Annotated in this window: 22 protein-coding genes; 18 read left to right on the top strand and 4 right to left on the bottom strand. The window is 73.7% G+C overall.

What is annotated here, in order from left to right; all coding sequences use genetic code 11:
* Positions 1-2: 2 nt before the first annotated feature.
* The 4 genes from ACH4C6_RS17630 to ACH4C6_RS17615 all read left to right on the top strand — a co-directional run bounded on the left by ACH4C6_RS17630 (position 3) and on the right by ACH4C6_RS17615 (position 5418).
* Positions 3-1967, top strand: coding sequence for an LpqB family beta-propeller domain-containing protein (locus ACH4C6_RS17630; protein ID WP_398109476.1), 1965 nt, complete (start codon positions 3-5; stop codon positions 1965-1967).
* Positions 1964-2896: an LD-carboxypeptidase gene (locus tag ACH4C6_RS17625; protein ID WP_398109475.1), complete on the top strand. Its 933-nt coding sequence runs from the start codon at positions 1964-1966 to the stop codon at positions 2894-2896. Before ACH4C6_RS17630 ends, ACH4C6_RS17625 begins: the two co-directional genes overlap by 4 nt.
* A gap of 147 nt (positions 2897-3043) precedes the next feature.
* The gene (locus tag ACH4C6_RS17620; RefSeq protein WP_398109474.1) at positions 3044-4825 is read left to right on the top strand and encodes a CocE/NonD family hydrolase; all 1782 of its coding nucleotides are present in this window, start codon (positions 3044-3046) and stop codon (positions 4823-4825) included.
* Positions 4826-4857: 32 nt separating this feature from the next.
* Positions 4858-5418: a GNAT family N-acetyltransferase gene (locus ACH4C6_RS17615; protein ID WP_398109473.1), complete on the top strand. Its 561-nt coding sequence runs from the start codon at positions 4858-4860 to the stop codon at positions 5416-5418.
* A 30-nt stretch (positions 5419-5448) separates the two neighbouring features.
* Here the strand turns inward: ACH4C6_RS17615 and ACH4C6_RS17610 are convergent, their stop codons facing one another.
* Positions 5449-5796, bottom strand: a complete 348-nt coding sequence (locus tag ACH4C6_RS17610) for a VOC family protein (RefSeq protein WP_398109472.1) — start codon at positions 5794-5796, stop codon at positions 5449-5451.
* A gap of 109 nt (positions 5797-5905) precedes the next feature.
* On the opposite strand from ACH4C6_RS17610, the gene ACH4C6_RS17605 reads away from it, so the two are divergent.
* Entirely contained in the window at positions 5906-6346 is a 441-nt protein-coding gene (locus tag ACH4C6_RS17605; protein WP_398109471.1) for a phage holin family protein, read from the top strand.
* Between the two features lie 65 nt (positions 6347-6411).
* On the opposite strand, the gene ACH4C6_RS17600 is transcribed toward ACH4C6_RS17605, so the two are convergent.
* Entirely contained in the window at positions 6412-7371 is a 960-nt protein-coding gene (locus ACH4C6_RS17600; RefSeq protein ID WP_398109470.1) for an LLM class F420-dependent oxidoreductase, read from the bottom strand.
* Positions 7372-7543: 172 nt separating this feature from the next.
* On the opposite strand from ACH4C6_RS17600, the gene ACH4C6_RS17595 reads away from it, so the two are divergent.
* From ACH4C6_RS17595 to ACH4C6_RS17535, 13 genes are all read left to right on the top strand, one after another.
* Positions 7544-9253: an FAD-dependent oxidoreductase gene (locus ACH4C6_RS17595; RefSeq protein ID WP_398109469.1), complete on the top strand. Its 1710-nt coding sequence runs from the start codon at positions 7544-7546 to the stop codon at positions 9251-9253.
* Positions 9250-11097 (top strand): transketolase, encoded by a 1848-nt coding sequence (locus ACH4C6_RS17590; RefSeq protein WP_398109468.1) that lies wholly within the window; start codon positions 9250-9252, stop codon positions 11095-11097. The genes ACH4C6_RS17595 and ACH4C6_RS17590 overlap by 4 nt, the downstream gene beginning before the upstream one ends.
* Positions 11094-12023 (top strand): non-homologous end-joining DNA ligase, encoded by a 930-nt coding sequence (ligD, locus tag ACH4C6_RS17585; protein ID WP_398109467.1) that lies wholly within the window; start codon positions 11094-11096, stop codon positions 12021-12023. Before ACH4C6_RS17590 ends, ligD begins: the two co-directional genes overlap by 4 nt.
* 96 nt (positions 12024-12119) lie before the next feature.
* Positions 12120-12524: a gas vesicle protein gene (locus ACH4C6_RS17580; RefSeq protein ID WP_398109466.1), complete on the top strand. Its 405-nt coding sequence runs from the start codon at positions 12120-12122 to the stop codon at positions 12522-12524.
* Positions 12525-12570: 46 nt separating this feature from the next.
* A complete protein-coding gene (locus ACH4C6_RS17575) occupies positions 12571-12993 on the top strand; it encodes a gas vesicle structural protein GvpA (RefSeq protein ID WP_376324095.1) in 423 nt (140 codons plus the stop codon).
* The gene (locus ACH4C6_RS17570) at positions 12990-13763 is read left to right on the top strand and encodes a GvpL/GvpF family gas vesicle protein (protein ID WP_398109465.1); all 774 of its coding nucleotides are present in this window, start codon (positions 12990-12992) and stop codon (positions 13761-13763) included. Before ACH4C6_RS17575 ends, ACH4C6_RS17570 begins: the two co-directional genes overlap by 4 nt.
* 4 nt (positions 13764-13767) lie before the next feature.
* Positions 13768-14031 (top strand): gas vesicle protein GvpG, encoded by a 264-nt coding sequence (locus ACH4C6_RS17565; RefSeq protein ID WP_398109464.1) that lies wholly within the window; start codon positions 13768-13770, stop codon positions 14029-14031.
* The gene (locus ACH4C6_RS17560) at positions 14028-14642 is read left to right on the top strand and encodes a DNA primase (RefSeq protein WP_398109463.1); all 615 of its coding nucleotides are present in this window, start codon (positions 14028-14030) and stop codon (positions 14640-14642) included. The genes ACH4C6_RS17565 and ACH4C6_RS17560 overlap by 4 nt, the downstream gene beginning before the upstream one ends.
* Complete coding sequence (locus tag ACH4C6_RS17555; protein ID WP_398109462.1) at positions 14639-15901, top strand: SRPBCC family protein; 1263 nt, start codon at positions 14639-14641, stop codon at positions 15899-15901. Before ACH4C6_RS17560 ends, ACH4C6_RS17555 begins: the two co-directional genes overlap by 4 nt.
* A complete protein-coding gene (locus tag ACH4C6_RS17550) occupies positions 15898-16236 on the top strand; it encodes a gas vesicle protein (protein WP_311680943.1) in 339 nt (112 codons plus the stop codon). Before ACH4C6_RS17555 ends, ACH4C6_RS17550 begins: the two co-directional genes overlap by 4 nt.
* On the top strand, positions 16233-16994 hold the full coding sequence (locus ACH4C6_RS17545) for a GvpL/GvpF family gas vesicle protein (RefSeq protein WP_398109461.1): 762 nt from the start codon (positions 16233-16235) through the stop codon (positions 16992-16994). The genes ACH4C6_RS17550 and ACH4C6_RS17545 overlap by 4 nt, the downstream gene beginning before the upstream one ends.
* Complete coding sequence (locus ACH4C6_RS17540) at positions 16991-17179, top strand: gas vesicle protein (RefSeq protein WP_029181094.1); 189 nt, start codon at positions 16991-16993, stop codon at positions 17177-17179. The genes ACH4C6_RS17545 and ACH4C6_RS17540 overlap by 4 nt, the downstream gene beginning before the upstream one ends.
* A 53-nt stretch (positions 17180-17232) precedes the next feature.
* Complete coding sequence (locus ACH4C6_RS17535) at positions 17233-17496, top strand: gas vesicle protein K (protein ID WP_369195155.1); 264 nt, start codon at positions 17233-17235, stop codon at positions 17494-17496.
* 113 nt (positions 17497-17609) lie between these two features.
* Here ACH4C6_RS17535 and ACH4C6_RS17530 read toward each other — a convergent pair whose 3' ends face one another.
* Both ACH4C6_RS17530 and ACH4C6_RS17525 read right to left on the bottom strand, forming a co-directional pair.
* A complete protein-coding gene (locus tag ACH4C6_RS17530) occupies positions 17610-18431 on the bottom strand; it encodes a class I SAM-dependent methyltransferase (protein WP_398109460.1) in 822 nt (273 codons plus the stop codon).
* A 100-nt stretch (positions 18432-18531) separates the two neighbouring features.
* A complete protein-coding gene (locus ACH4C6_RS17525; RefSeq protein ID WP_398109459.1) occupies positions 18532-20025 on the bottom strand; it encodes a diacylglycerol kinase family protein in 1494 nt (497 codons plus the stop codon).
* Between the last annotated feature and the right edge of the window lie 19 nt (positions 20026-20044).

Here is a 20044-nt window from a genome sequence, read left to right as displayed (position 1 = left end):
GAGTGGGGGAGACGGTGCGGACGCTGGCGTACGGGGCGTGGCCCTCGCCCATCGACGCGGCGACGGCCGCCGCGCACGACGGGCACCCGGAGTACGTGGACTTCGTCGGCGACGAGGTGTGGTGGACCGAGCCGCGCCCGAGCGAGGGCGGCCGGCGGACCCTGGTGCGCCGGCACGCGGACGGCCGCGAGGAGCCCGTGCTGCCCGCGCCGTGGAACGTGCGCAGCCGGGTCATCGAGTACGGCGGGCACCCCTGGGCCGCGCACCCGGGCGAACAGGGCCCGCTGGTGGTCTTCGTGAACTTCGCCGACCAGCGCCTGTACCGCTGGGAACCCGGCGGTGAGCCGCGCCCGCTGACGCCCCTGTCCCCGGTGGGCGGCGGGCTGCGCTGGGCCGAGCCGCTGCTGCGGCCCGAGCGGGGCGAAGTGTGGTGCGTGCTGGAGGAGTTCACCGGTGACGGCCCCTCGGACGTCCGCCGTGTGCAGGCCGCCGTGCCGCTGGACGGCTCCGCGGCCGAGGACCGGCGGGCCGTGCGCGAACTCACCGGCGCGTCCCACCGGTTCGTCACCGGCGTGCGGCTCTCCCCGGACGGGCGGCGGGCGGCCTGGATCGGCTGGGACCACCCGCGCATGCCGTGGGACGGCACCGAACTGGTCCTCGCCGACGTCGGCGAGGACGGCACCCTGCACGCACCCCGGACCGTGGCCGGCGGACCGGGCGAGTCGGTGCCCCAGGCGTGCTTCACCCACGACGGGCGGCTGCTCCACGCGAGCGACCGCACCGGCTGGTGGAACCTCTACCTCGACGGCGAGCCGGTGTGCCCGCGCGAGGAGGAGTTCGGCGGCCCGCTGTGGAAGCTCGGGTCGCGCTGGTTCGCCCCGCTGGAGAGCGGGCTGATCGCCGTCGTGCACGGCCGCGGCGCCACGGCGCTCGGCGTCCTCGACCCGGAGACCGGCGAAGTCGTGGACGCGGCGGGCCCCTGGACCGAGTTCGCCCCCACCCTCGCCGCCCACGGCGACCGGATCGTCTCCGTCGGGGCCAGCCCGCGCAGTGCCCACGAGGTCGTGGAACTCGACGCCCGCACCGGTCACGCCCGGGTCGTCGGCGCCGAGCACGACGACGCCGTCGACCCGGCGTACTACCCCGAGCCGCAGATCCGCACCTTCACCGGGCCCGACGGGCGCGACATCCACGCCCACGTCTACCCGCCGCACCACCCCGGCTGCGTCGCGCCCGGCGACGAACTGCCGCCCTACGTCGTCTGGGCGCACGGCGGCCCCACCGGCCGTGCCCCGCTGGTCCTCGACCTGGAGATCGCCTACTTCACCTCACGCGGCATCGGCGTCGCCGAGGTGAACTACGGCGGCTCGACCGGGTACGGCCGCCCCTACCGGGAGCGGCTGCGCGAGCAGTGGGGCGTGGTGGACGTGGAGGACTGCGCCGCCGTGGCCCTGGCCCTGGCCGAGGAGGGCACCGCCGACCGCGGCCGGCTCGCCGTACGGGGCGGCAGCGCGGGCGGCTGGACCGCGGCCGCCTCACTCACCACGACCGGCGTCTACGCCTGCGGCACCATCAAGTACCCCATCCTCGACCTCGCCGGCTGGGGCAGCGGGGAGACCCACGACTTCGAGTCGCACTACCTGGAGGGCCTCATCGGGCCGCTCGCCGAGGTGCCCGCCCGCTACGCGGAGCGGTCGCCCGCCGCCCACGCCGACCGCCTCACCGCGCCGTTCCTGCTCCTGCAGGGCCTGGACGACGTGATCTGCCCGCCCGTCCAGTGCGAGCGGTTCCTGGCCCGGCTCGCGGGCCGGAGAGTGCCGCACGCCTACCTCACCTTCGAGGGGGAGGGCCACGGATTCCGCCGGGCGGACACCATGGTGCGCGCCCTGGAGGCGGAACTGTCCTTGTACGCCCAGGTGTTCGGGCTGCACCCGCCCGGCATCCCGACCCTGGAGCTCGACCGGTGAGAGCGCTCGTCCGACCGCCCCGGCTCGTCCCCGGCGCCCGCGTGGCCGTCGTGGCCCCCAGCGGGCCGGTGCCCGAGGAGCGGTTGCAGGCCGGGCTGGACATCCTGCGCGGCTGGGACCTCGACCCCGTCGTGGCGCCCCATGTGCTCGGTCGGCACCGCACCCTGGGCTATCTGGCCGCCACGGACGAACAGCGCGCCGCCGACCTCGAACACGCCTGGTGCGATCCGGCCGTCGCTGCGGTGTTCTGCGCCCGGGGCGGTTACGGCGCCCAGCGCATGGTCGACCTCGTCGACTGGGACGCCCTGCGGGCGGCGGGACCGAAGGTGTTCGCCGGGTTCAGCGACGTCACCGTCCTGCACCAGGCCTTCGCCACCCGTCTGCACCTGGTGACCCTGTACGGACCCGCCGCGGCCGGGGTGGACTTCCTCAAGCACGCCCGGGCGCAGGAGCACCTGCGGGCCACGCTCTTCGAGCCGGAGTCCGTGCGGACGATCAGCGCCGTGCCCCCGGGCGGCCGGACGCTGGTGCCCGGCCGGGCCCGGGGCGTCACGCTGGGCGGCTGCCTCAGTCTGCTCGCCGGCGACCTCGGCACCCCGCACGCCCGGCCCGGCGCCCGGGGCGGACTGCTGCTGCTGGAGGACGTGGCCGAGAGCCCTTACCGGCTGGACCGGTACCTGACCCAACTCCTGCGCACGGGCTGGCTGGACGGCACCACGGGGATCCTGCTGGGCTCCTGGGAGGCCTGCGGCCCGTACGAGGACGTGCGGACGGTCCTGCGGGACCGGCTCGGCGGGCTCGGCGTCCCCGTCGTGGAGGAGTTCGGGTTCGGCCACGGCGAGGGCGCGCTGACCCTGCCGCTCGGCGTGGCGGCCGAACTGGACGCCGACGCCGGGACGTTGACGCTCGACGCGCCGGCCCTGGGCTGACGCGGGCCGCTGCCGACATGCCGTCGAGAAACCCTCGTTTCGGTGATTGACGCCTCCTGACACGTGTCACACCATGACAACCGACCGGTACCTACTGGTCGGTATCCCATTGGCCGGGTGTCGCCGCCCCCCACCGTGGAGGTCCGTGTGTCCCGACGCGCGCCCAGGTTCCGCGCACCGCTCGCCCTCGCCCTGGGCGCCGCCCTCGCCGCCCCGCTGGTCCTCGCGCCCCCCGCCGCCGCGGCCGACCCCTACACCGTCACGCCGCTGCGGTTCACCGTCCGGGCCGGGGACCGGTCCTGCGCGGTGGACGCCGACCTGTACCGGCCCACCGGAACCGACCGGGACCACCCGGCACCCGCCGTGCTCGGCACGAACGGATTCGGCGGCAGCAAGTCGGACGGCTCGACGGACAGCATCGGCAAGGCCTTCGCCTCGCGCGGCTACGTCTCCCTCGTCTACTCCGGGCTCGGGTTCGGCCGCAGCGGCTGCCTCGTCTCCCTCGACGACCCGGACATCGACGGCGTCGCCGCCTCCCACCTCGTCGACTTCCTCGCGGGCGAGCGCACCGCCGACGACGGCACCACCGCCGACTTCGTCACCCTCGACGCCCCCGGCGACCCCCGCGTCGGCATGATCGGCGGTTCCTACGGCGGCGCCGTCCAGCTCGCGACCGCCGCCGTCGACCACCGCCTCGACGCACTCGTGCCGATGATCACCTGGCACGACCTGGCGTACTCCCTCGCCCCCAACAACGCCGTCGGCGCCCCGGACGTCCCCGGCGCCTTCAAGTGGCAGTGGACCAACGGCTTCTACCTCATCGGGGAGGGCCAGCCGCTGCTCCAGTCGAGCCTCGACCCCTCCCGCGTCAACTCCCTGACCTGCCTGCACTTCGTCACCGAGGCCTGCCGCACGATCCACACCCTCAACTCCGGGCGCTACCCCGCGGACCGCACCGCCGAACTGCTCGCCTTCGCACGCCGCGTCTCCCCGGTGTCGTACCTGCACCGCGTGCGCACCCCCACCCTGCTCGTCCAGGGCCAGGCCGACACCCTGTTCAACCTCAACGAGGCCACGGCGACCTACCGGACCCTGCGGGCACAGGGCACCCCCGTCAAGATGATCTGGCAGTCCTGGGGACACAGCGGCGGACTCACCGGCCCGGGCAGCGGCGAACTCGACCTCTCCGGCGGCGACCTGGAGGCCAGTTACGTCGGCCGGCGCGTCCTCTCCTGGTTCGACCGCCACCTGCGCCGGCAGACACACACCGACACCGGCCCCGCCTTCGCCTACCGCCGTGACTGGATCACCGACCCGGACCGCGCCTACGCCGGCGCCGACCGCCTCCCCGGGCTCACCCGCACCCTGTACCTCTCCGGCGACGGCAGACTCGTCGACCGCCGCGGCGACGTCGTCCCCGGCACCCGCCGCTACACCAACTGGCCCATCCCCACGTCCCATTCGGAGAGCTCCCTCGCCGGGCTCCTGGGACTGCGCGACGGCCCGCCGCGTGACACCAGGGGCACCCACCTCGCCTGGACCAGCGCGCCGCTGACCCGGCCCCTCGACGTCGTCGGCGCCCCCCGGGCCACGCTCAGGGTGCACTCCCCGCAGGCCGAGCGCACCCAGGGCTCCGCCGACGCGGCCGGCAAGCTGGTGCTGTTCGCCAAGGTCTACGACATCGCCCCCGACGGCACCCGCACCCTGGTGCACCGCCTGGTCGCCCCGGTCCGCGTACCGGACGTGACGCGCAGCTTCACGGTCACCCTCCCCGGCATCGTGCACCGCTACGCGACCGGGCACCGGCTGCGCTTCGTGCTCGCCGCGAGCGACGACGCCTACTTCGGCAACCGGGGGACCAAGCCCGTGACAGTGGTCGGCGCACCCGGCGACGCCGGCGTCCTGCGGCTGCCGGCCGTCACGTCCTGAACGGGCGCCACCCACGCGGTTACTGTGGCGGGGTGCCGCACCACGCATCCCGCTACCTCGCCGAGGGCCCCCGGGTGGGGATCCGCCACTTCACCCACGACGACGGCGCCGAGTTCACCGCCCGCGCGCGGGAGAGCAAGGACCTGCACCACCCCTGGCTCTTTCCGCCCGACACGGCCCGCGCGTACGCGGCGTACGCCGACCGGCTGATCGAGGACCCCACCAGGGTCGGCTTCCTCGTGTGCGAGAAGGGCGACGGGGCCATCGGCGGGTTCGTCAACGTCAACAACATCGTCCAGGGCGGCTTCCGGTCCGGGGCCCTCGGCTACGGGGCCTTCGCGCACGCCGCCGGACGCGGGCTGATGACCGAGGGCCTCGGCCTGGTCGTGGCGTACGCGTTCGGCCCGATGCGGCTGCACCGGCTGGAGATCAACGTCCAGCCCCTGAACGCCCCGTCGATCGCCCTGGCCCGGGCCTGCGGGTTCCGCCTGGAGGGCTTCTCGCCGAGGATGCTGTTCGTGGACGGGGCCTGGCGCGACCACCAGCGCTGGGCGCTCACCGCCGAGACGGCCCGCGAGTCCGGACGGCACTGAGCGAGGGGGCCGGGCGGCGCGGCAGCCGGATCACACCCGGCGGTCCACGTACTCGTAGACCGAGCCGTCCGGATGCAGCGCGATCAGATTGCGGCCCGCCGGGGAGGACAGGGGGCCCGCGACGATGTGCGCGCCCAGGCCGGTCAGCACCCGGTGGGTCTCCTCGACGTCCCGCACGGCGATCGTCGCGGCGACCTTGCGCAGCACCTCCAGCTCGGCCGGCGGACCGCTCATCAACAAGAAGCAGCCGACCGCGGCCACGTGGACACCGCCCCGCTCGAAGCGCTGGGCCGTGCCGCCCGCCAGGCGCTCGTAGAACGGGATCGCGGTCTCGAGGTCGTCGACGCAGACACGCAGTGTGGCACCCAGAATCTCCATGCCCATGAGCCTAGTTGGGCCGCCCGCGCGGGGAGATCGCTCCACACGATCTCCCCGCGGGGCGGCACGGCCCGACGTGAGCGGCCGGGGCGCGGGTACCCGAAGGGGCATGAAGCCGTTGGATCACCTGGAGCATCTGGACAAGCACCTGGTCGACGAACTGGCCCAGGTGGCGCGCGAGACCGTGCGTGAGGAACTGCGCGAGCAGACGCGCAAGCAGCGCCGCAAGGCAGCCCTCTACGCCGCGTCCGGCGCCCTCGCCCTCTACGCGGGCGCCGCCCTGGCGCTCGCCGTGGGCCTGGCCCTCGCCCTCGGCCTGCCCGACTGGACCGCCGCGCTGATCACCGCCGTGATCCTCGCGGTCGCGGCGTTCGTGCTGCGCGGCATGGCCCGCCCCTCCCGCCCGGGCGCCTCCCACCCGGGCCCCTCCCACCCGGGCTCCGGCCGCCCGGCCGCCGGCGCTCCGCCCGTGCCGCCGGCCGCGCCCGTCCCCGGGGTGGTGCCCCCGCGGCCGGCGCACGACCCCGACGTCCCCGGCACCCGGGCCTGACGCGGCGGTGCGTCCACACCGCGCGGCGGGGACGGCCCATGGGTGCCGTCCCCGCCGCGCGGGCGTCAGGCGGACTGGAGCTGCGGCAGCACCTTCGTGCGGTAGAAGTCGAAGAAGCCGCGCATGTCCGGGCCGATCTGGTTGACGTAGATCATGTCGTAGCCCGCGTCGGCGAACTGCTTCAGCTCCGCCACGTGCTCGTCCACGTCGTCGCCGCACACCCGGTTCGCGCGCACCATGTCCTCGGTGACGAGCTGCTGCGCCTGCTCGAAGTGCTTGGGCGAGGGCAGCACCTGGCCCAGCTCCCCGGGCAGCTGCTCGTTCGCCCAGAGCCGGTGCACCGTGCGCACGGCCTCCTCCTTGTCGGTGCCGTAGCAGACCTTGGTGCCGCCGCTGACCAGCTTCCCGCCGCCCCCGCCCTTGCGGTACTGCTCCACCATCGCCTCGTCGGGCATGACCGAGATGTAGCCGTCGCCGACGCGGGCGGCCAGCTTCGTCGCCGCCGGCCCGAAGCCGGAGATGTCGATCGGGACCGGCTCGTCCGGGACCGTGTACAGGCGGGCGTTCTCCACGGTGTAGTGCGGGCCGTGGTGGTTGACCTCCTCGCCGGTGAACAGCCGGCGCATCACCTGGATGGCCTCCTCCAGCATCTCGAGGCGCACGTGGGCCGGGGGCCAGTGGTCGCCGAGGATGTGCTCGTTGAGCGCCTCGCCGGAGCCGACGCCGAGCCGGAAGCGGTTGCCGGTCATCACCGCGCTGGTCGCGGCGGCCTGCGCCACCACCGCCGGGTGCATCCGCACGGTCGGGCAGGTCACGGCCGTCTGGATCGGCAGCGACACCGCCTCGGACAGTGCGCCGATCACCGACCAGACGAACGGGCTCTGGCCCTGCTCGTCGTTCCACGGGTGGTAGTGGTCCGAGATCCACAGCGCCTGGAAACCGGCCTGCTCGGCCATCCGCGCCTGCTCGATCAGCTCGGCCGGGCCGTACTGCTCGCACGAGAGGAAGTAACCGTATTCGGGCATGGGGGAGTGCCTCCGCGACGTCGCCGGTCCGTATCCCGCACCGGGTACCCGGCGGCGGGACCGGAAACCGGCGCCGGGTGGCTGCGCCGGGGCGGGCGGACGTTTGGGCGTTCTGCCCAGGGGGACGCGGAAGTCTCCCGAGCCATGCGACAGCGCCGGAGGCGAGCGAACCGTGAGTCGACCCCGCATCGTGATCGTCGGTGCCGGTTTCGCCGGGTACCGCACGGCCCGCACCCTGTCCCGGCTCACCCGGGGCCGGGCGCACCTCACCCTGCTCAACCCCACCGACTACTTCCTGTACCTGCCCCTGCTGCCCCAGGTCGCCGCCGGGATCCTCGAACCGCGCCGGGTCACGGTCTCCCTCTCCGACACCCTGCGCGACGTGCGGCTGGTGCTGGGCCAGGCCGACCGGATCGACCTCGACGGGCGCACGCTGCACTACACCGGCCCCGAGGACGAGGAAGGGACGCTCGCCTACGACCGGCTGGTGCTCACCGCGGGCAGCGTCAACAAGCTCCTGCCGATCCCCGGTGTCGCCGAGCACGCGCACGGCTTCCGGGGGCTGCCCGAGGCGCTGTACCTGCGCGACCACGTCACCCGGCAGGTGGAACTGGCCGCCGCCACCGACGACCCGGAGACCTGCGCCGCGCGCTGCACCTTCGTGGTGGTCGGCGCGGGCTACACCGGCACCGAGGTCGCCGCGCACGGGCAGATGTTCACCGACGCGCAGGTCCGCCGGCATCCGCTGCGGCGGGGCATGCGGCCGCGCTGGATGCTGCTGGACGTGGCGCCGCGGGTGCTGCCGGAGATGGACGAGAAGCTGTCCGCCACGGCCGACCGCGTGCTGCGGCAGCGGGGCGTGGACGTGCGCATGGGCACGTCCGTGCAGGAGGCCACGCACGACGGGGTCGTGCTCACCGACGGCCGGTCCGTCGCGACGCGCACCCTGGTGTGGTGCGTGGGCGTACGGCCCGACCCGCTGGTGGAATCCCTCGGTCTGCCCACGGAGAAGGGGCGGTTGCTCGTCGACCCGCACCTCCAAGTGCCCGGGCGGCCCGAGGTGTTCTCGTGCGGTGACGTGGCCGCCGTGCCCGACCTGGAGAAGCCCGGTGCCTACACGCCGATGACCGCGCAGCACGCCTGGCGGCAGGGCAGGGTCGCGGCCGAGAACGTCGCCGCGTCGCTCGGACTGGGCGGGCGGCGCAAGGCCTACCGCCACCGCGACCTCGGCTTCGTCGTCGACCTGGGCGGGGCCAAGGCCGCCGCCAATCCGCTCGGTGTGGCGCTGTCCGGTGTCCCGGCCGGGGCGGTGACCCGCGGCTACCACCTGGCCGCCATGCCCGGCAACCGTGTCCGGGTCGCCGCCGACTGGCTGCTGGACGCGGTGCTGCCGCGGCAGGCCGTGCAGTTGGGGCTCGTACGGTCCTGGTCCGTGCCACTGGACACGTCCTCGCCGGAGGTGGCCCGGGTCGCGGGCGGCCCCGACCGGCGGCAGGAGGCGGGCGCCCGCTCCGGACCGGGAGCGGCCCTGTCCCCGGACCGGAAGGACGACGCGCCCCGGGGGGCCCGGCAGGACGCCGAGCCCACGAGGAACCAGCCGGGCGGCGAGCACGAAACGGACGGCGAGCCCGCGAAGAACCAGCCCGGCGGTGAGCCCGCCAGGAACCAGCCCGGCGGTGAGCCCGCGAAGAACCAGCCCGGCGGTGAGCCCGCCAAGAAGCGACCCGGCGGCGAGACCGCCGCAAGCCAGCCCGGTGGCGCGGCCGGGCGGGGGCCGTCGCCGGTGCCGGGCGTCGCCGGCTCGCCCCCCGGGCCGGGACCCGCACCCGGCCCCGTCAAGCGCACCGACCACCCGGACGACTCCGCGAAAGGGGACTCATGAACACCGGTGAACTCACCGACCTCGGACAGCAGCTGCGCGTCGACAGCATCCGCGCCGCCGCCGCGGCGGGCTCCGGACATCCGACCTCCTCGATGTCCGCCGCCGACCTGATGGCCGTCCTGTTCGCACACCACTTCCGCTACGACTTCGACCGCCCGGCCCACCCCGGCAACGACCGTTTCGTGCTCTCCAAGGGGCACGCCTCCCCGCTGCTGTATGCCGCGTACAAGGCGACCGGGGCCATCGACGACGAGGAACTGCTCACCTTCCGCAAGCTCGGCAGCCGCCTCGAAGGCCACCCCACCCCCCAGCGGCTCCCCTGGGTGGAGACGGCCACCGGCTCGCTCGGCCAGGGCCTGCCCGTCGGCGTCGGCATCGCGCTGGCCGGCAAGCGCCTGGACCACGCCGACTACCGCACCTGGGTGATGTGCGGTGACAGCGAGCTGGCCGAGGGGTCCGTGTGGGAGGCCGCCGAGCACGCCGGGTACGAGCGCCTGGACAACCTCACCGTGATCGTCGACGTCAACCGCCTCGGCCAGCGCGGCGCCACCCGGCACGGCCACGACCTGGACGCCTACGCCCGCCGCTTCCAGGCCTTCGGCTGGCACACCGTCGAGATCGACGGCCACGACGTGGACGCCATCGACCGGGCCTGCGCGGAGGCCGCCTCGACCCAGGGCCAGCCCACCGCGATCCTCGCCCGCACCCTCAAGGGCAAGGGCGTCGAGGCGGTCCAGGACCGCGAGGGCCTGCACGGCAAGCCGCTGGCGGAGGCCGAGGACGCCATCGCCGAACTCGGCGGCCCCCGGGACCTGCGCATCCAGGTGCGCGAGCCGGCCGCCGCCCGCATGCTGCACTCCGTCCACACCGGCGACTTCGAGCTGCCCACGTGGGACAAGGGCGAGGACGTCGCCACCCGCAACGCCTTCGGTGAGGCCCTGGCCGCCCTCGGCACCGGCCGCGGCGACGTCGTCGCCCTGGACGGCGAGGTCGGCGACTCCACCCGGGCCGAGTTCTTCGCCAAGGAGCACCCCGAGCGCTACTTCGAGTGCTACATCGCCGAGCAGCAGCTGGTCGCCTCCGCGGTGGGCCTCGCCGCCCGCGGCTGGGTGCCCTACGCCACCACGTTCGCGGCCTTCCTGACCCGCGCGTACGACTTCATCCGCATGGCGTCCATCAGCGGGTCCGGCATCAACCTCGTCGGCTCTCACGCGGGCGTCGCCATCGGCCAGGACGGGCCGAGCCAGATGGGCCTGGAGGACCTGGCGATGATGCGGGCCGTGCACGGCTCGACCGTGCTGTACCCCTGCGACGCCAACCAGACCGCGCGGCTCGTCGGCGCCATGGCGGGCCTGGAGGGCGTGCGCTACCTGCGCACCTCACGCGGCGAGAGCCCGGTGATCTACGGCCCGGACGAGGACTTCCCGGTCGGCGGCAGCAAGGTCCTGCGCTCCTCCGGCGAGGACCGGATGACCCTCGTCGCCGCCGGTGTCACCGTGCACGAGGCACTGGCCGCGGCCGACGCCCTGGCCGAGGAGGGCATCGCCGTGCGGGTGATCGACCTGTACTCCGTCAAGCCCGTCGACGCGGCGACGCTGCGCCGGGCGGCCGAGGAGACCGGCTGCCTGGTCACGGTCGAGGACCACCACCCCGAGGGCGGCCTCGGCGACGCGGTCCTCGACGCGTTCACCGACGGGCGCCCCGTACCCCGCCTGGTGCGGCTCGGCGTCCGCTCGATGCCGGGCTCGGCCTCCCCGGAGGAGCAGCTGCGCGCCGCCGGCATCGACGCGGAGTCGATCGCGGCCGCCGGGCGGCTGCTGGTGGAGGAGGCGGTCGTGCGGTGAGCGGCGCCGACGGCACGCGCACGGTGCGGGCGGGCCGCCGCACGGTGGAGGTGCACCGGCCGGACAAGGTGCTCTTCCCCGGCGGCGGCGACGCCAAGGAGTACACCAAGGGCGACCTGGTCGACTACCACCGGGCCGTCGCGCCCTTCATGCTGCCCCACCTGCGCGGGCGCCCGCTGATGCTGGAACGCCACCCGGACGGCATCGACGGGCCCACCTTCATGCAGAAGAACACCCCGGACCACTACCCGGACTGGATCACCCGGACCGAGCTGGCCAAGGAGGGCGGCACGGTGTGCCACACCGTGTGCGACGACACCGCCACCCTCCTGTACCTGGCCGACCAGGCGAGCATCACCCTGCACCGGTGGCTGTCCCGGGCCGCCCGCCCCGACCACCCCGACCGGATGGTCTTCGACCTGGACCCCTCCGGGGACGACTTCGAGGCCGTCCGCGAGGCCGCCCGGCTGCTCGGGGAACTGCTGGACGCCCTGAAGCTGCCCTCGGCCCTGATGACCACCGGCTCGCGCGGGCTGCACGTGATCGTGCCGCTGAACGGGCGGCACGCCTGCGACGAGGTGCGCGCCTTCGCCCGGGACGTCGCCGACACCCTCGCCGACGCCCACCCCGACCGGCTCACCACCGCCGCCCGCAAGAAGGACCGCGGCGAGCGGCTCTACCTCGACATCCAGCGCAACGCCTACGCCCAGACGGCCGTCGCGCCCTACACCGTCCGGCCCCGCCCGGGTGCACCCGTGGCCACCCCCGTCACCTGGGATCAGCTGGACGACCCCGCCCTCACCGCCCGGCGCTTCACCATCGCCGACGCCGTGGAGCAGGCCCGCACCGACCCGTGGTCCGGGCTGCTGGACCGCGGCCGGGCGCTGGGACCGGCCCGCCGCAGGCTGGAGGCCCTGCGCCGCTGAGGAGCCCGGACTCCCCGCCGCCCGTCGGGTGGCAGATGCATGTGTCCTGAGAGGTTTGGCGAACAGGCTTGCGGCCACACGGAGGGGGAGGTGGCCATGTCGAACACAAAAAACACTCAAGAGTCACAGGATTCACAGGAGTCGCAGGACTCCCGCGAACCCCGGAAGACCAGAAGGTCGACGAGCAGGTCGACCAGCAGGTCGAGCGACAACCAGACAACCCGCAAGGGGCCGAGCCCCATGGAGGTGCTGCGCGAGGCGCGCGGCCAGCTCGCCGAGCTCACCGGCATGGAGGCCGAGTCCGTGTCGTCCTTCGAGAAGACGGAGGAGGGCTGGTCGCTGGAGGTCGAGGTTCTCGAACTCGAGCGGGTGCCCGACACGATGAGCCTGATGGCGAGCTACCAGGTGGAGCTCGACCCCGAGGGGCAGCTGACGGGTTACAAGCGCGTGAGGCGCTACGAACGCGGCCGTTCCGACGCCCGCAGGGGAGGCGGCCGCTAGGCCGCCCGCACCGACCCGTACCCGAACACGAGGAGGAACACCCGGCATGACTGTCGTACCGGCACAGCAGTCCGGCGGCGGAGGCGGCAGCAGCGGTCTCTACGACGTGCTCGAACTCGTTCTGGACAGGGGGCTCGTCATCGACGCATTCGTGCGCGTCTCCCTGGTCGGCATCGAAATCCTCAAGATCGACGTCCGCGTCGTCGTCGCCAGCGTCGACACCTATCTGCGCTTCGCGGAGGCGTGCAACCGGCTCGACCTCGAGGCCGGTCCGCGCAAGGACCCGGGACTGCCCGACCTGGTCGGCGAGATCACCGAGTCCGGCGCCCGCGGCAAGTCCAAGGGGGCGCTGTCCGGCGCCGCCGAGACCATCTCCGACGCCTTCAAGCAGGGGCGCGGCGAGAGTGAGTCCGAATCGCGTCCGCGGGCCCGCAAGACGGCGTCCCGCCGGAAGGAGGAGCAGGAGTGAGCACCTACGTCTACGGCATCGCGGCGAGCTCGCACCCGGCCCTCCCGGAGGGCATGGGCGGTGTCGGTGACCCGCCCCGCGAGGTGCGCATCCTGCGCGAGGGCGACCTGGCGGCCATCGTGAGCGAGGCGCCCGAGAACCTGCGGCCCAAGCGCAAGGACCTGCTCGCCCACCAGAACGTGCTCAGCGAGGCGGGTGCGGCCGGCTGCGTGCTCCCCATGCGGTTCGGGAGCGTCGCCCCGGACGACCACTCCGTGACCTCGGTGCTCGCCGAGCGGGCCGAGCACTACAAGGAGCGGCTCCAGGCCCTGGACAACCGGGTCGAGTACAACGTCAAGGCCAACCACGTCGAAGAGGCCGTCCTGCACCAGGTGATGGCCGAGAGCCCGGACATCCGCGGCCTGGCCGAGGCCAACCGGCAGGCGGGCGGCGGAAGTTACGACGACAAGATCCGTCTCGGCGAGATGGTCGCCGCCGCGGTCAAGGCCAGGGAGGCCGAGGACGGGGCCGCGGTGGAGCGCGCTCTGGACGGGGTCGCCGACGACGTCAGCGTGGGCCCCGAGTCCACCGGCTGGCTGGCGAACGTGTCGTACCTGGTGGACCGGGACGCGGCGGATGCGTTCCTGGCCGCGGTCGAGCGGGTGCGCAAGGACATGCCGCACCTGGAGGTGCGGGTCAACGGCCCGCTGCCGCCGTACAGCTTCGTCGAGCCCGGGCCGTCCGAGCCGGCGGGCACCGCGGCGGGCGGTACGGACACCGGAGCGGGGTGACGACGTGGGCCTGATCTCTGAGGTGCTGCTGCTGCCGCTCGCACCGGCACGCGGCAGCGCCTGGGCCATCAAGCAGGTCGTCCAGGAGGCCGAGCGGATCTACTACGACCCCGCGACGATCCGGGCCGAGCTGGCCCGTCTGGAGGAGCAGCTGGAGGCCGGGGAGATCACGGAGGAGGAGTTCGACCGGCAGGAGGACGAACTCCTCGACCGGCTGGAGATCGCTTCGCGCCGAGGCGCGGGAACAGGCAACGGGACGACACGATGAACCGAACGGGACTGGGTCTCGCCGTGGGGGCCGGATACCTCCTCGGCCGGACCAAGAAGCTCAAGATGGCGATGGCCGTCGGCGGACTGGTGGCCGGCAAGAAGCTGAATCTGAGTCCGCGCATGATCGCGGACCTGGTCCAGCAGCAGCTGAAGAACAATCCGCAGTTCAAGGAGATCGGCGACCAGCTGCGGGGCGAGCTCCAGGGGGTCGGCAAGGCCGCCTCCGGCGCCCTGGTCGAGCGGCAGCTCGACGCGCTGGCCGACCGGCTGCACGGCCGTACCGCCCAGATGCGCGAGCAGCTGACCGGCGGCGGGCGCCGCGACGAGGACGAGGACGCGGACGACGCCTACGACGAGGAGGAGCACGAGGGCGAGGAGCCCGAGGACTCCGACGGCGAGGAGGACGAGGAGCCGAAGGCAAAGAAGGCCCCGGCCAAGAAGGCGCCGGCCAAGAAGGCGGCCAGGAAGGCCCCCGCCAAGAAGGCCCCCGCGAAGAAGACGGCGGCGGCCCGCAAGACGGCGTCGAAGAAGACCTCGTCCGCGAGGAAGACGGCCACGGGGGCCGGCGGCAGCCGCTCCCGGCAGCCGAAGGGAGGCGGTGACGAATGACCGACACCCTCGGATCGGCGAAGTCCGCCGCGAACGGATCGTCGAAGAACCCGCTCGCCGACGTGGCCCACAGCGAGGCCGCCGACCGGCTGAAGGCGGAGGTGCAGGAGTACTTCGCCGCGCAGGCCACCCGGATGCTGACCGGTGTGGGCCGCAAGCTCGGCGAGACCACCGGCAAGCTGAACGACATCGCCGAGGGCAACAGCCCCGGCCTCGGCAAGCTCGCCCTGTCCGGCGGCCGCAAGCTCGCCGAGGGCAAGGGGCCGGTGCGCGCCGCGCTGGAGACCGGCGGTTCCCACCTCAAGGACAAGGTCACCGGCGCCTTCAAGAACCTCGGCGGCGGCGGCAAGAAGGGCAAGGGCCGCTCCGGCAACAAGCCCACCGTCATCATCGAGCACATCGACGTGGGCGTGCCCCTGCGCACCGCCTACGACCAGTGGACGCAGTACCAGGACTTCAGCACCTTCGCCAAGGGCGTCAAGAGCGCGAGCCGCGACGACGACACCCACTCCGACTGGCAGGCGAAGATCTGGTGGTCCAACCGCAGCTGGAAGGCGAAGACCACCGAGCAGATCCCCGACGACCGCATCGCGTGGACGTCGGAGGGGGCCAAGGGCACCACGAAGGGCGTCGTCTCCTTCCACCGGCTCACCGACAACCTGACCCGGGTCCTGCTGGTCATCGAGTACTACCCGTCCGGCCTCTTCGAGAAGACCGGCAACATCTGGCGCGCCCAGGGCCGCCGTGCCCGGCTCGACCTCAAGAACTTCGTCCGGTTCATCACCATCAAGGGCGAGGCGGAGGACGGCTGGCGCGGTGAGATCCGCGACGGAGACGTCGTCAAGAGCCACGAGGACGCCGTCGCCGAGGAGGAGGAGTCCGAGTCCCAGGAGGAGTCCGAGGACGAGTCCGAGGACGACGGTGCCGAGGGCGAGGCCTCGCAGGACGACGAGCCCGAGGGCGAGTACGAGGACGAGGACGAGTCCGAGGACGACGACCGTCCCGAGGACGAGTACGACGACGAGTCCGAGGACGAGGAGGACGACGAGGAGCAGCCCGAGGGCGAGTACGAGGACGAGGAGGACCAGGAGGGCCAGGAGGACGGCGAAGAGGACGACGAGGACTACGACGAGGACGACGAGTACGAGGACGAGGACGAGCGGCCCGAGGAGGACGACGAGCCGGCGGACGAGTACGAGGACGACGAGTACGAGGACGAGCCCGAGGACGAGCGTGCCACGGGTGGGAGCCGGCGATGACGACGCCCAGCAGGATGCCCGAACCCTACGGCCAGGCCAGCGGCGCCAACCTCGCCGACATCCTGGAGAGGGTGCTGGACAAGGGCATCGTCATCGCGGGCGACATCCGCATCAACCTGCTCGACATCGAACTCCTCACGATCAAGCTGCGCTTGATCGTCGCCTCGGTGGACAAGGCCAAGGAGATGGGCATCGACTGGTGGGAGACCGACCCCGCCCTGTCCTCCCGGGCCCGCCGAGACGAACTCGCCCGTGAGAACGCCGAGTTGCGCGAGAGGCTGGCCCGGCTGGAGGAACTGGAGCCCGGCCGGGCGGAGAAGAAGGAGGCACCGTGACCGGACTGCGGTACGTCTACGCCGTCTGCCGCCCCTTCGGGACACCGCTTCAGGCCCAGTTGACGGGGGTGGCGGGAGACCCGCCCCGGGCGCTGCCCCACCGGGGGCTCGTCGCGGTGGTCAGCCACGTCCCGGAGCAGGACTTCGCGGAGGAGCCGCTCCGGGCCCACCTGGAGGACCTGGACTGGCTCACCGCGACGGCCCGCGCCCACCAGGGCGTGATCGACGCGCTCACCACCGTCACGACGCCGCTGCCGCTGCGCCTGGGCACCGTCTTCCACGACGACAGCGGTGTGCGGAGCATGATCGAGGCCCGCGAGGACGAGTTCTCCAGCACGCTCGACCGGCTGGAGGGCCGCGTCGAGTGGGGCGTCAAGGTGTACGCCGAGTCCGAACCGCAGGAGACCGCCCGGCCGGCGCAGAAGCCGGCGTCGGGCCGGGACTACCTGATGCAGCGGCGGAGGCAGACGAAGTCGCACGAGGACATGTGGCAGCGGGCCGAGAGCTTCTCGACCCGGCTGCACGAGGAGCTGTCCGGCTTCGCCGAGGATGCCCGGCTGCACGCCCCGCAGAACCCCGCGCTGTCCAAGGCGTCCGGCCGGAACGTGCTGAACGCGGCCTATCTCGTACCGCGCGCGCATTCCGAGGAGTTCGTGGAGCTGGTGGACCGGACGAAGGGCGAGGCGCCGGGGCTGCGGGTGGAGCTCACCGGGCCCTGGGCGGCCTATTCGTTCGCAGGGGAGGCCGCGACATCGTGACCGTAGTGGAACGCCGCGAGGTCGCCCTCGTGGACCTGCTCGACCGGCTGCTCGCCGGCGGCGTGGTGATCACGGGGGACGTCACCCTGCGCATCGCCGACGTCGACCTCGTCCGCATCGACCTCAACGCACTGATCAGTTCGGTGAACGCCCAGGTGCCCTCACCGTTCGAGGAGTTGCTGTGACCACCCCGGAAGGCCCCCTGCCGGACCCCCTGCCGTCCCCGCAGCCCAAGCGGATGGACCTGGAACCCGACACCGTCGAACGCGACCTGGTCAAGCTGGTCCTGACGGTGGTGGAACTGCTGCGCCAGCTCATGGAGCGCCAGGCGCTGCGCCGGTTCGACGTGGGGGACCTGACGGAGGACCAGGAGGAGCGGATCGGGCTGACGCTGATGCTGCTGGAGGAGCGCATGGCGGAACTGCGCGACCGCTACGGACTGCGGCCCGAGGACCTCAATCTGGACCTCGGACCGCTCGGTCCCCTGCTCCCCCGGGAGTGATCCGGCGACCTCCGCACAGCGACGGCGAGAATCCCGGACGAAGGGCGCCCCCGGCACGGGGGCGCCCTTCCGGTGCGCCCCCCACCGGTGCCGGGGCCCCCGCCGTTCGCGTCTCAGGCCTCCTTCCGGCAGAGGATCTCTCCGTGCAGGACGCCGAACCATCCCTCGTCCCGGGCGCCCCACTCGCGCCAGGCGCGGGCCACGTCCCGCAGTTCCTGCTCGCCGGCGTGCCCGCCTCCCAGCGCCCGGTCCGCGTAGGCCGAGTCGAGCGTCCGGTCGGCCCACAGCCCGCTCCACCACGCCCGCTCCTGCGGCGTGGCGAAGGTCCACGTGCCGGAGGTCGCCGTGACGTCCGTGAACCCGGCCCGCAGGGCCCAGGCCCGCAGCCGCCGCCCGGCGTCCGGTTCCCCGCCGTTGGCCCGGGCGACCCGGCGGTAGAGGTCCAGCCAGGCGTCGAGCCCTTCCGAGGCCGGATACCAGGTCATCGCCGCGTAGTCGGCGTCCCGCACGGCGACGAGCCCGCCCGGTCTGGTCACCCTGCGCATCTCCCGCAGCGCCCGGACGGGATCGCCGACGTGCTGGAGGACCTGGTGGGCGTGGACCACGCAGAACGTGTCGTCCGGGTATGCGAGGGCGTTCACGTCGGCGACCGCGAAATCGGTGTTGCGCAGCCCCCGCGCCCGGGCCGTGGAGCGGGCCTGCTCCAGGACGGCCGGTGCCAGGTCGACACCCGTGACGTGCCCGTCCGGCACCCGTTCCGCCAGATCGGCGGTGATCGTCCCCGGCCCGCACCCGATGTCCAGGATCCTCATGTGCGGCCGGAGCGAAGGGAGCAGGTAGGCGGCCGAGTTGGCGGCGGTCCGCCAGGTGTGCGAGCGCAGCACGGACTCGTGGTGCCCGTGCGTGTAGACGGCGGTCTCCCGGGGTTCCGGCATGGCGGTCCAGCCCTTCCGATCGATTTCGGCAGGGCATCACCGTACGCGCTACGACCGCATGATGAGACCAACTGTCTTGCCATGTGGGACTGCTGGTGGGTCAGTATCCGGTGATCGGACGGTAGACGGTCAGGGCCCGGGGCAGCTTCTCCAGCGTCACGGTGCCCTCCACCTCGGTCACCTCGCCGTCGTGGGCGAGGAGTGTCCCGGGGGCGACGTGATCCAGGCGCAGGCGCCTCACCTGCACCGCGGCGTGGACGGGGGAGCGCGTCAGCGGCCCCGCGAAGGCGGCGGCGAGCAGCCGCGCGGCCGGCCGGCGCCCGCCGTGCACGACCCGCACGTCGAGCTGCCCGTCCGCCAGGTCCAGCCGCCGCCCCGACAGCAGGCCCATCCGGTGGTAGGTGCCGTTCCCGGCGAACAGCAGCCACAGCGGGCGCGTGCGGCCCCCGAGCTCGGCCTCCAGCGGGTGCCGGTCGGCCCGCAGCACGCGCAGGGCGGCGAGCATCCCCGCCGGCCAGCCGCCGATCCGCGGGGACCAGTGCTCCCGCTCCCGCACCAGCTCCGGATACACGCCCACACTGCACGTGTTGAGGAAGACGCCCTCCCGGCCGCCGCCGGAGAACCGGCCCACGTCCACCCGCACGGCATCGCCCTGGCGCAGCGCCCGGGCGAGATCGCGGACGTCCTCCACGCCCAGGTCGTAGGCGAAGTGGTTCAGGGTGCCGCCCGGCAGCACGGCCAGCGGCAGCCCGGCGCGCAGAGCCACCCGGGCCGCCGTGTTGACGGTGCCGTCGCCGCCGCACACCCCCAGCACCCTGGCCCGCCCGGCCGCCCGGTCCAGCTCCGCGGGCACCTCCTCCGGGGCGCACTCCACGACCTCGGCACGCGGCAGGGCGTCGCGCAGGGCGGAGGCCCGCTCGGCCGATCCCGAGGCGGTGTTCGCCACGAGGACCAGACCCTCGCCCTCCAGCAGCGCCGGCACCTCGGCCCGCGGCCGGGGCAGCGCGGTGACCTGCGCACGCGTCGGCACCACACCCCGCAGGGCGTACGCGGTGCCCACACCCAGCGCCGCGCCCGCCAGGACGTCGCTCGGGAAGTGCGCACCCGACCGCACCCGCGACACGGCGACGAAGGCCGCCACCGGGGCCACGACCGCGCCCCAGGCCGGGGACTCCAGTGCCACACCCGCCGCGAAAGCGGCGGCGGACACGGCGTGCCGGGAGGGGACGGACGTGGTGACCGGCCGTCGCCGCAGCCGCCGGAGCACGGGCAGCGGCGCCACGGCCGGGCCGGGGTGACGCACCGCGCGCTTACCCAGGGCGCCGGCGGCCAGGGAGGCGGCGCCCAGCGACGCCAGCCCGCGGGTGGCCGCGCGGCGGGCCCGGGGCGTCCGGCTGGCCGCCAGGGCCACCGCGGTGGCGCACCAGAACGCCCCGTGGTGCGCGCTCCGCTCCAGCGGCGCCAGGACGGAGCGCCCGGGCCCGCGCCCGCCCGCCACGGCCTCGAAGAGACGCCGGTCCACGGCCAGGACCCGGTCGAGCAGGGATGGACGCCCGGGTTTCCGGAAGGGGAGGGCCGAGTCGGAGGTCGTCATGTCCTGCGGGTACCCGCCG

It is taken from the genome of Streptomyces sp. NPDC017943 (assembly GCF_044328425.1).
In the GTDB taxonomy this organism is placed as follows: Bacteria; Actinomycetota; Actinomycetes; order Streptomycetales; family Streptomycetaceae; genus Streptomyces; species Streptomyces djakartensis_A.
Note: the sequence above shows the minus strand (reverse complement) of the source record. Positions and strands in the feature narration are given on the sequence as shown.